16 protein-coding genes are annotated in these 11050 nt (G+C 38.3%); 11 read left to right on the plus strand and 5 right to left on the minus strand.

The features are described 5' to 3' along the window. Window positions 1–491 precede the first annotated feature (491 nt). The 3 genes from A9957_RS07250 to A9957_RS10595 all read left to right on the plus strand — a co-directional run bounded on the left by A9957_RS07250 (window position 492) and on the right by A9957_RS10595 (window position 1432). The gene (locus A9957_RS07250) at window positions 492–641 is read left to right on the plus strand and encodes a hypothetical protein (RefSeq protein ID WP_164909087.1); all 150 of its coding nucleotides are present in this window, start codon (window positions 492–494) and stop codon (window positions 639–641) included. Window positions 642–975: 334 nt separating this feature from the next. Then, on the plus strand, window positions 976–1179 hold the full coding sequence (locus A9957_RS07255; protein WP_096712837.1) for a hypothetical protein: 204 nt from the start codon (window positions 976–978) through the stop codon (window positions 1177–1179). 82 nt (window positions 1180–1261) lie between these two features. Further along, window positions 1262–1432, plus strand: coding sequence for a type II toxin-antitoxin system RelE/ParE family toxin (locus A9957_RS10595; RefSeq protein ID WP_366924999.1), 171 nt, complete (start codon window positions 1262–1264; stop codon window positions 1430–1432). Between the two features lie 2 nt (window positions 1433–1434). Here A9957_RS10595 and A9957_RS07260 read toward each other — a convergent pair whose 3' ends face one another. From A9957_RS07260 to A9957_RS07280, 5 genes are all read right to left on the minus strand, one after another. After that, complete coding sequence (locus tag A9957_RS07260; protein ID WP_096712836.1) at window positions 1435–1623, minus strand: DUF433 domain-containing protein; 189 nt, start codon at window positions 1621–1623, stop codon at window positions 1435–1437. Between the two features lies 1 nt (window position 1624). Further along, on the minus strand, window positions 1625–1909 hold the full coding sequence (locus tag A9957_RS07265; protein WP_096712835.1) for a type II toxin-antitoxin system HicA family toxin: 285 nt from the start codon (window positions 1907–1909) through the stop codon (window positions 1625–1627). Continuing rightward, entirely contained in the window at window positions 1896–2471 is a 576-nt protein-coding gene (locus tag A9957_RS07270; protein WP_096712834.1) for a hypothetical protein, read from the minus strand. The genes A9957_RS07265 and A9957_RS07270 overlap by 14 nt, the downstream gene beginning before the upstream one ends. Beyond that, window positions 2464–2961 carry a hypothetical protein gene (locus tag A9957_RS07275; protein ID WP_292343682.1) on the minus strand — a complete coding sequence of 166 codons (498 nt, stop codon included), beginning with the start codon at window positions 2959–2961 and terminating at the stop codon, window positions 2464–2466. The genes A9957_RS07270 and A9957_RS07275 overlap by 8 nt, the downstream gene beginning before the upstream one ends. Window positions 2962–3165: 204 nt before the next feature. Further along, on the minus strand, window positions 3166–4074 hold the full coding sequence (locus A9957_RS07280) for an NAD-dependent epimerase/dehydratase family protein (RefSeq protein WP_292343684.1): 909 nt from the start codon (window positions 4072–4074) through the stop codon (window positions 3166–3168). Window positions 4075–4298: 224 nt separating this feature from the next. Here A9957_RS07280 and A9957_RS07285 point away from each other — a divergent pair, with 224 nt between their 5' ends. From A9957_RS07285 to A9957_RS07320, 8 genes are read left to right on the plus strand one after another with little or no spacing between them, the layout of a single operon-like run. Continuing rightward, window positions 4299–4433: a hypothetical protein gene (locus A9957_RS07285; RefSeq protein ID WP_292343686.1), complete on the plus strand. Its 135-nt coding sequence runs from the start codon at window positions 4299–4301 to the stop codon at window positions 4431–4433. A gap of 15 nt (window positions 4434–4448) precedes the next feature. Continuing rightward, window positions 4449–5168 (plus strand): glycosyltransferase family 2 protein, encoded by a 720-nt coding sequence (locus tag A9957_RS07290; protein ID WP_292343699.1) that lies wholly within the window; start codon window positions 4449–4451, stop codon window positions 5166–5168. Window positions 5169–5189: 21 nt separating this feature from the next. Then, window positions 5190–6176, plus strand: coding sequence for a polysaccharide biosynthesis protein (locus A9957_RS07295; RefSeq protein WP_292343688.1), 987 nt, complete (start codon window positions 5190–5192; stop codon window positions 6174–6176). 13 nt (window positions 6177–6189) lie between these two features. Beyond that, window positions 6190–6849 (plus strand): NAD-dependent epimerase/dehydratase family protein, encoded by a 660-nt coding sequence (locus A9957_RS07300; RefSeq protein ID WP_292343690.1) that lies wholly within the window; start codon window positions 6190–6192, stop codon window positions 6847–6849. Beyond that, complete coding sequence (locus tag A9957_RS07305; RefSeq protein WP_292343692.1) at window positions 6849–7226, plus strand: WxcM-like domain-containing protein; 378 nt, start codon at window positions 6849–6851, stop codon at window positions 7224–7226. Before A9957_RS07300 ends, A9957_RS07305 begins: the two co-directional genes overlap by 1 nt. After that, the gene (gene wecB, locus A9957_RS07310; protein WP_292343693.1) at window positions 7226–8359 is read left to right on the plus strand and encodes a non-hydrolyzing UDP-N-acetylglucosamine 2-epimerase; all 1134 of its coding nucleotides are present in this window, start codon (window positions 7226–7228) and stop codon (window positions 8357–8359) included. Before A9957_RS07305 ends, wecB begins: the two co-directional genes overlap by 1 nt. A gap of 23 nt (window positions 8360–8382) precedes the next feature. Next, a complete protein-coding gene (locus A9957_RS07315) occupies window positions 8383–9567 on the plus strand; it encodes a glycosyltransferase family 4 protein (RefSeq protein WP_292343695.1) in 1185 nt (394 codons plus the stop codon). A gap of 55 nt (window positions 9568–9622) precedes the next feature. Next, a complete protein-coding gene (locus A9957_RS07320; RefSeq protein WP_292343697.1) occupies window positions 9623–10801 on the plus strand; it encodes a glycosyltransferase in 1179 nt (392 codons plus the stop codon). The last annotated feature ends 249 nt before the right edge of the window (window positions 10802–11050 follow it).

Genomic DNA, 11050 nt, shown 5'->3' on the forward strand with positions numbered 1-11050 from the left:
TTTAACCATACCAAATCCACACAAAGGGAAAATTGGTGTGGCTTTACTAAAAAGAATTCTTAAGCAGGCCAAAATCGCCAGGGACAAATGGCTTGAAACAAATTAATATTGTTATTTTCACTCCCCCACAAACTCCGACAGCCCGTCCTCCAGGGAAACTTGCGGGACAAATCCCAGTGTTTGCGCCGCGCTGATATCGGCCACGCTATTGATGGTGACTGTTGGAGTATTGATTTTATGTATGTGCAGGCATGTCCGATTATTAGAGGAGGGTGTGTAAATCTGATTTTTCCGGGAATATAGGAGATAATGCCCTCTCATCGATATAATATTGATGTATTCAATTACATTGGATAGAAATTTGTACTTATGGCATACATTGCAGACGGAGTGTTTTCCTTTCAAAAAATATATATAAGAACCATTTCAATATTGGATTACTGAAGTGTGGCCCCATAAATTTTTATGATTCATGAGAGGAGGTATATTTAATGAGTAATTATCCCACACCACAAGAAAAACAGCGCCTTATTGAAAACTTCAAACAGAGATTGAAAAACCGGGCTTCACAACAAAATGAATTAAAAAAAGAGTTGACCCATATAGACGTAGAAGATCTCTTAAAGCCAATTACTATTTAACCATACACTTTTTCTGAGGGCATGTATGAAAGTGTACCCATTTTCATCGACAAGCGATCAACTCTTTGATATAATGGGTACATCAGACCCCAGCAGCTATCTGTTAAGATATCTGGATATCTGAATGCAAACACCGTTGTCATAGAAGAAGATTATATCGATAAAGATTATCTAATAGACTATGCCAACTATTATGCACGTTCATTCAAAGATTATAAGAAAAAGACTACACGACTACACTTTTTTACTAATTGTTTCAGTGAGAATGATTTTAGAGTGGGGTGTAGTACCTAAAAAGAGATATATTTAAATAATCACAAACCAATTTTCAATTATGTCAGAAGTGATCGACTCTGTAGAGATTGTGCATGAATTAAAAGCAATAAGGGAAGATCTTGATTTCATCAAAAGTCATATGATAGATATAGATTCAATTATGACGGAAGATGACAATCTGTCTTTGAATCAATACAGGTCTGAGAAGAGGGCTGGTACACTTATCTCCCACGAGGAACTAAAAAAAGAATTAGGATTATAATGTTTGATATAAATTATTCCAGGCAGGCTGCCAAATTCTTAAGGTCCCTTGACAACACCAATCTATCCAGAATGTTGAAAAAATTGAAAAACTGAAACATCACCCCATATTACATGATTCTAAAACTGTAATAGGGTATAACGAAAAACTGTATAGGGTCCGGGTTGGAAATTATCGAATATTATATGAAGTTAACTATAAGGACAACTTAATTGGAATTATCAAAATCCACAAACGTTCGAGGGTATACTGAAATTAATATCTTTTTAATGCTGCAAGGATGTCTTCTTTATCAAGTTGGGGATAATTTTCCAGAATATCATCGTATGTCCAGTTATTTCCCAGAAGTTCAATGACAAAATCTACCGATATCCTGGTCCCTTTGATTACAGGTTTGCCTGCGCAGATTTCGTGACTGATCGTTATCCTATCATTGGAGGGCATATTAATCCACTTCACCGTTTGACCGTAACAACTCGATATAATCTTCTTCGGACATTGGACAATTGAGCAAATCTTCAATTTGTTGTTTTGATTGTAATTTGAGTTGCTTTTTAATTGCAGATATCAGGCTTGGTCCATATTCTTTTTTCCCATGGCTGATACGGGTCTTGATATGAGTCCTTTTTCCATTATAGTAGAGCCAGAAATATTCGTGGTGGGTATGTTCAACCTGAAAGCCTTTTGATAAAAGAGCTTTTTCAATATCCCGGGGTTTAAAAACAGCCACCTGTAACACCATCAATCTCTACTTCAGTTACAAGTTTGAGAAGATTTTCTTTTATCTGCTGTGCTTTTGTGGTAAGATTGGAATCCGGCTCCCTGGAATAGACTTCCCATATAACAAAAAATTCTTCCCGGAAGGAGGCTATTAGCTCGTCCATATCAGATGCAACAAGGAATATATCCAGATCTCTGTTTTCCCCTTCCCATAACTCATCAACAAAATTGATATCCAATCCAAGCGGCCTGAGGAGTTTGAATTTGTGATTATCCCATTCTATTTCATTGAATAATATAGGGCTTGGCTGAGAAGCGAATAGGTCTTCTTCAATATTCAAAGATGAACTGACCTGCCTCCACGTCGATTTATAGATATTGCCATATGCAAGGGCTTTCTCAATTATTATTGGAGAATCGGCTGAATTCGGTTCCTGAAATACAAAATCGGTATTATGCAGACTCTGTGATTCGGACCGGCCCAGCATATCCATTGAATCATACATTTTTAGAACAGTGTCTGGATCAAGACTTTCTGTTGAACCCGGGGAAGGCAGGTACGTTTCACTCATTGACTAACTCCTCCAGCACTCTTCGGGATTCAGCCATTGCTTCACCATGCATTTTTATTATGTTCTCAATATCTGAATTCTCATTTAGCCCATAATGAAAATTGAAATCGGCCTTTATTTTTTCATTAATATCCGGCTGGATAATTAACTTTACTGTGAACCCATTGAATTCGTATTTGATTATACCACCAAGCTGGAAATTTTCCGAAAACAGAGATTCAAGCTTGTCGCCGGGACAATATATCTTCTGTAAGATGGGGTTTTCATATTCTAGCTCATATCCAAAGTTGAATCCAACTGCTTTATACGGCGTTTCAGGAAGATAGCGAACATATGATAGGATTTTTTCACAAAGAGAGTTTGCCTCTTTAATAAAATTCTTTTTTATTCCCAGTTGAAGGCGGTCAGGATCTACGAAAAATGAGAAACGTTCGGTTTCCACAACTGATAAGGCAGGGGTGTGTGTAAAAGATTTAATGCTGTCTGTCAAAATTCCTCTCTGCGACAACCAATCCCTGGAGACGATTGAAGGATTATGGTTTTTGGCTAAAAGAACAATATTTGCTCCGATTAAGGAAATGTCATGGATTCACCCCTTTCTCGTAAAAGTCATTGCCATGATATATAGCCATTTTGATATATATGTATGCCGTCAATCACTTCCCTCAGGAAGAGGGGGTCCTAGTTATAAACCTCACTCCCCCACAAACTCCGCCAGCCCGTCCTCCAGGGAAACTTGCGGGACAAATCCCAGTGTTTGCGCAGCGCTGATATCGGCCACGCTGTGGCGGATGTCGCCGGTGCGGGCGTCCTGGTATTCTACAGGCAGATCACTGTCAAAGACGTTCTGTACGATTTCGGCGAGCCGGTTGACAGTGGTCTGTGTGCCTGTGCCTGCATTGAAGACCCTGCCGATGGCTTCGTCCTTTTCGATCAGCAGTTCTACCAGATCCACGATGTCGTGCACGGAAATAAAATCGCGGGTCTGCTCGCCGTCGCCGAAGATTACCGGGGATTGGGAGGCTTTGGCACGTTCGATGAATTTGGTGATGACACCGGAGTAGGGATTGGAGGGATCCTGGCGGGGGCTGTAAATATTGAAGGGGCGCAGCACTGCTACGGGCAGGTCGAAGGCGCGGTGGTACATGAGGGCGTACTGTTCGCCGGTGAGTTTGCTGACGCCGTAGGGGGAGAGGGGTTGTGTGGGATGGTTTTCATCAATGGGAGTGTGCAGGGTATCGCCGTAGATGGCGGCGGAGCTGAAGTAGACGAAGCGTTTCAGATTTGTCCGGCGGGCGGCCTCGAGGAGGTTGAGGGTGGCGAGAATATTGTTTTCGCAGTCAAAGAGCGGCTGGTCCAGGGAGCGGTTGACATCGATCTGGGCGGCGGTGTGGATAACAATATCGGCCTGCCCGACCAGCCGCACCACTTCCGGGCCCTGGATGTCGCCGATGACCAGCTGGACTCCTGCGGGTACTTCGTGTCGGCAGGGAGAGGATGTATTGTCCAGCACGATTACCCTGTTGTCGGTGCAGAAGCGGTCGGTCAGATACGAGCCGACCTGGCCCAGCCCGCCGGTGATGAGGATTGTTTGGGAGTGCATGGTTTGTGGGAGGTGTTTTTGAGATATAAATTTGGTGTACACATGCATTTCAATATGATTGATAATTGCAACATTTAGATAGCAATACCTTTTTTTATAACAAGCACTATATGAATCTCAACATAGTTATATATGATAAATCCAATCCCCATAACAATATTTCACAGGGTGGTAGAAATTAACAAAATCCCATTAAATACTGTGGCGGTGATTTCCTGACCAGCGTGGCTGCTATCCTGCCGGCACTTGATGAGGAGATCGCCATTGGTAGTATGGTGCTTCTTGTGAAAAAGTATGCGGACAGGGTTATTGTTGTAGATGACGGCAGTCATGACCGTACCACCTGTGTTGCAACCTAGGCAGGAGCAGAGGTTATACAGCATCCTCATAATAAGGGCAAGGGGGCTGCGTTTAAGAGCGGGTTTGAGCAGGCCCGGGATTCGGATATTATTGTTACAATGGATACCGATGGCCAGCATAATCCGGCAGATATTCCTGCACTGATAAAGCCGATTATGGATGACAAAGCCGATATGGTCAATGGGAGTCGGTATCTGGATGGCAATGATGAAAATACGCCCGCCTACCGTCGTGTCGGCCAGACAGTCCTGGACACTGCAACCAGTGTGAATACCGGTATCGATCTGACCGATTCTCAGAGCGGCTTCAGGGCATTTCGGACGAATATGGCTGATGTATTCAGTTTCCATTGCGATAATCTGGCCATTGAAAGCGAGATGTTGGCCGAGGCTGCCAATGCGAACCTGCGAATACAGGAAGTGCCCATCGGTGTGAGGTATGACGTGGATTGTTCCAGCGAAAACCCGGTAAAACACGGCCTTGGAGTGCTGGTGCGAGTGCTCAAGGATATGGAGTTCCACAGGCCGCTTTATTATTTCACTTTACCCGGTCTGATCTTTGGAGGAGTCGGTTTATATCTGGGTCTGAGATCCCTGCAGACCTTCTATCACGGAGGAGCCTTACATTTCGGGCCAACCATTTTAATGACTGTCCTGATGCTTGTGGGTACATTTATGGCTTTTACAGGGATAATGCTGGACTCGATGAGACGGATGATGCAGAGGATGAAATGATCAAACTTTGAAGGTATAATTATGCAACAGGATATAAAAGGGAAAAAAATTTTAATAACTGGTGGGACTGGCTCTTTTGGTAATGCATTCATCGATTTTTCAAAAAATTGTGACATAAAACATGTTGTTTTCAGCCGAGATGAGAAAAAACAACATGACATGTTTATTGAAAGAACTGACAATAATATCGAATATATTGTTGGTGACATAAGAGATAAAAGTAAATTATTGGATTATTGCCAGGATGTTGATTATATATTTCATGCAGCAGCTTTGAAGCATGTTCCAACAGGAGAGAACTTTCCAGAAGAAGTAATCAATACAAACATATTGGGAACTAAAAACGTTATTGAAGCTGCAGAAAAATGTGGTGTAGAAAAGATAATAAATTTAAGCACTGACAAAGCAGTATATCCAATTAACGCCTATGGAATGAGCAAAGCCCTTGCTGAAAAATTAATGTCTGCCCACAAAGGCGACACTGTTTGTGTAAATCTTAGATACGGAAATGTTATCGGTTCAAGAGGATCTGTCATACCTTTGTTTATCAATAAAATAAAAGAAGGACTCCCACTTACAATAACCAATGCTAATATGACAAGGTTCTTGTTGCCCCTAAGTCACGCAGTTGCTTTGTCAAAGAAATGTCTTGAAATCGGAGATAAAGGTGATCTCTTCGTAATGAGACCTCCAGCAGCAACAATAAGCACCATAATTGAAGCACTGGAATTACATTTTGAAGATTCCTTTGAAAAAAAAATCATTGGAATTCGTCCAGGAGAAAAAATGGACGAAGCCCTTCTCACACCTGAAGAAATACACAGGGCATTCAGCTTTACAGATGATGGCATTGACTATATGAAAATTCCAAAATTGGATGCAAATATTGGAGACTTTTTCTACCAGGGGGAAGATTCAAAAATCCCTGATGCTTTTACTTCAGCAAATACAGTTCAATTAAACGCTGAAGAAACATTGCGTCTAATCAAAGAAGCAGGAATTCTGTAATCGGTGTACTCTTATGAAAATTGGAATTACAGGAGCAAATGGATTTATCGGCAAGCATCTAACAGATGCTCTGGAAGATCCAATCATTTTTCATGGAGACCTAAATGAAACAGATGATGTTAGAAAATTTGTTTTGGATTGCGATAGAATCTATCATCTCGCCGGAAAAAACAGAGCAGATACAGGAGAGATATTGAAGAATAATGTTGTTTCAACAGCAAATCTTATTCTTTCAATGAAATTAGAAAATAAGTATCCAGAACTAATTTTTGCCTCATCCCAACAGATTATTTGGAATGCAGATTCTGAATACGGATTCACAAAGGCATTAGAAGAAGAAATAGTCAAAAAAGCAAATAGATGGTGTATATATAGAATCCCTAATGTTTATGGGCCTGATGGTAAACCATTCTACAATTCTGTTGTAGCAACATTCTGTTACCAGATATCGAATGGAGAAAAAGTAACAATCAACGATCCAAATGCACAAAGGGAATTCATCTATATTGATGATCTAATCCAATATCTGCTCAATCCAGAATTTAGTACCTACAAATCTCCAAATGGAGAATTATTAACTATTGGAGAGATTTATTCATTCCTAACAGACAGGGTTGGGGAACACAAGAAGTTGAAGATGTGCCTTGAATACTACAAAAAAGAGGTTGATTGATGTATCCAATTCATGAAAATGAAACCGGAAGTTTTCAGGAGCTTGCAAGGTCAAATGACGTTCAATTCGGACAATTGAGTTATTTAAAGATTGCCCCCCAGTGTTCACGCGGTAATCACTATCATAAAAGGAAAGAAGAATGGTTCTGTTGCCTTCATGGAAAATGTGAAATGGAATTGACGGACATCAGATCAAATTCATCAAGGTCCATTACAATGAATAGCTCCAAAAGAGAGTTTGTCAAAGTAAATCCATTTGAAAACCATATAATCACCAACCTAGACTCCAAAACTAATTGTGAATTATTGATAATCATAAGTGAAGAGTATGATGAAAGCGACCCAGATACATTCAGAATAGAGGAGCCGGTGAATTAATGACTAACTTAAAAGTGATGACTATTCTGGGAACCCGTCCAGAAATAATCCGTCTTTCCGAAATAATGAAGAAGTTGGATAGATATGTGGACCATATTCTTGTACACACCAATCAGAATTATGATTATGAATTGAATCAGATTTTCTTTGAAGAACTTAACTTAAGAAATCCAGATTATGTGCTAAGTGTCAAAAGTTCTTCAGTAGGAGGACAGATAGGTAACATCCTATCCCAAACAGAAGAAGTAATTCTTAAAGAAAAGCCGGATGCAGTATTGATCTTGGGCGATACGAATAGCGCACTCTCCTGCATTGTTGCAAAACGATTGAAAATCCCAGTGTTCCATATGGAAGCAGGCAATCGATGCTTTGATGACAGGGTTCCTGAAGAGATAAACAGAAGGATTGTTGATCATACATCCGACATAAATCTCCCATATACCGAATATGCAAGAAGAAACCTTCTGCGTGAAGGAGTGGATTCCGATAGTATCTTTGTTGTAGGTTCCCCGCTAAGAGAAGTCTTGGAAAGATACAAAGGCAAAATCGACAGTTCAAGTGTATTAGATGAACTGGGACTTGAAAAAGAAAAATATTTTTTGTTGAGTTTCCATAGAGAAGAAAACGTTGATAAAGAACGCAATTTGAGAAATATAGTCAATACTTTGGAAAACTTAGCTGAAAAGTATGGCTACCCTTTAATCATATCCACACATCCTCGTACAAAGATGAAACTTCAAGATCTGGAAATATCAGATAACAAATTGTTCAATTTTCACAAACCTTTTGGCATGTTTGATTATGTAAACTTGCAAAAAAATGCATATTGCGTCTTATCAGACAGCGGAACCATACATGAGGAAGCAGCCATTCTGGGAATACCCTCCCTCGTAATTAGAGAAAGCACCGAAAGACCAGAGGTGTTTGATACCGGAAATGTGATTCTAACTGGAATGGATTCCCAGACCATACTCCAGTCAATTGAGGTTGCAAGAAAACAGTACGAAGAAAACATAGAGTTTGCGACTCCAGAAGCATACCAAAATACAAACGTTTCAGACAGGGTACTGAAACTGATTATTGGAATGAGCAAACTTATTCGAAAGAAAAAGTACTATCTACTAGATGAATAAGAATTAAATGGGTATTGCTAACCATGAAAATACTTGTAGTCCAGGAATCCGATTGGATTGAAAGAGGACCTCATAACAGCCACCACATAATGGAGAGACTGTCAATAAGAGGACATGAGATCAGGGTCATAGACTATGAAATCCTCTGGAAAGAAAGCAATAATGAGAAGGGTTTAGTCTCTAAAAGAAAAACCTTCCATGACCAACACAAATCCATCGACAATGGGAATATAACAGTTATAAGGCCTTCAATAGTCAAACTTCCTGCTTTGAATTATCTCTCTTTGGTCCATACCCACCATAAAGAGATTGAAAAGCAAATCGATTCTTTCAAACCAGACGTTATTGTTGGCCTGGGAATTGTGAATACAAATATTGCAATAAGGTTGGCAAAAAAGAACAATATCCCATTTGTTTACTATGTCATGGATGTATTACATAGGCTTGTTCCACAAAACTATTTCCAGCCCCTTGCAGCACATATCGAAAGGAAAAATATGGAAAATGCTGATCGAGTAATCTCAGTTACCGAAGGCCTCAGGGAATACACGATATCAATGGGTGCTGACAGAGATAAAACAGAAGTAATACGTACTGGCATCGACTTCGACCATTTCAAAATTGACACCGATGGCAAAGAAATAAGGGAAAAATATGGAATAAAAGATGATGATATCGTCTTGTTCTTTATGGGATGGTTGTATACTTTTTCGGGCCTTAAAGAACTTGTTTCTGAGGTAATAAATCTCCCAAAAACTAGCAAAATCAAGCTATTTATTCTTGGAAAGGGAGAACTATGGGATTTTTTACAAAATCTTAAATCGTATGACAATTTCAATAAAATTACTATTGTTGGATGGCAGCCCTATGCAGATGTTCCTAAATATCTTGCAGCTGCGGACATTTGCCTACTTCCAGCTTATAATAATGACACAATGAAATACATAGTTCCAATAAAAATTTATGAATATATGACTATGGGAAAACCAGTCATAGCAACAGACCTCTATGGAATGGTTAAAGAATTTGGATATAACAGTGGAGTTACATATACTGACAAACCAGAAGAAATACTGAAACTTGCGCAACACTTAATAGAAAATGATCAACTAATCTCTGAAGGTAAAAAAGCTCAAGGGTTCGTTGCTAACAACTGTTGGGATAATATTTCAGAAGAATTTGAAAGATATTTAGAATCTATATCATAATACATTTAAGGATTATACATGTTGGTATAATCAATACTTAGCATTAAAAGAGGATATGATGAAAATACTGCAAGTAACAAATTTTTTTAAACCTTCGTGGGAAGGAGGCGGGCCTACAAGGGCAGCATACCAGATATCTAAAAAGCTCACCGAACATGGTCATAAAGTTACAGTATATACTACTGATGGATATAAATCAAGGCTGAAAGTAAAAAAAAACAAGCCTAAAGACGTAGATGGCATCCTTACATATTACTTTAGAAATTTATCGATATATATCTCGAGCAAATTCGTTTTTCCTATTCCATACACTGCCTTTCTTACAATAAGGAAAAATATTATGTCTTTTGATATTATCCATATACATGAATACAGAACTTTCTTGGCAATATTAATTCATTATTACGCAAAAAAAAATGATATTCCATATGTTGTGCAAGCTCGAGGTTCAGTACTACCTTTTTTTAAAAGACAAAAATTAAAAACTATCTTTGATATGTTTTTTTCAAATATATTATTAGATGCGTCAAAATTAATAGCTTTAAATGAAAGAGAAGTTGAAGAATATATTATGATGGGGGTTGATAAAAACAAAATAGAGATAATGTCCAATGGGATAGATATGGTGGAATATGCAAAATTACCAACGTTTGGTCAATTCCGAAAGAAATATCAGATAAATAACTACGACAATATAATTTTATTTTTAGGAAGAATTCATAAGATAAAAGGAGTTGATCTTCTTATTGATGCGTTTTCTGATTTGGTAAATAGGCTAGAAAATACAAAGCTTATTATTGCAGGACCCGATGATGGTTTGCTTACAGATATTCAAAATCAAGTCAAATTTCTGAGCGTAGAAGATAAAGTAATATTTACAGGACCACTCTACGATCAAGATAAATTAGAAGCTTATGTTGATGCAGATGTTTATGTATTACCAAGTGTTTCAGAATGTTTCCCCAATACTATATTAGAAGCTTGTGCCTGTAAAAAAGCGGTGGTTGTAACAGAAGGGTGTGGAATAAAAAATGTAATACATAATAATATTGGCTTTGTAGCAAATTTTGACAAATTAGATCTTTCTGACAAAATGTTTTCTCTTTTAACAGATGCAACTACCAGAAAAAAATTTGAACAAAATGCATATAATTTGGTCCTTGAGAAATACAACTGGGACAAAATAGGGAAAGATATGGAAAGATTATATGCGGAAACATTAAAAATAAATTGACAATATAATTAATAGAGTTAATGAATATGAAATTTTGAATTAAGAGGAGATACACATTCAATGAAAAAAAACATTTTTATTTTTATACTAGATATATTCATTCTGTTATTATCTTTTAGTCCTTCGTACTTATTATATAATCTCCAATCAGAAGATGCTTATTGGTATATGATATTTCCACTAGCTGAAACTTCCAAATATTTAGGGCATATAGATATGTCATCTAATATACCAGTGCACACATCATTT

The sequence above is a fragment of the Methanohalophilus sp. DAL1 genome, assembly GCF_001683555.1.
Lineage (GTDB): Archaea > Halobacteriota > Methanosarcinia > Methanosarcinales > Methanosarcinaceae > Methanohalophilus > Methanohalophilus euhalobius.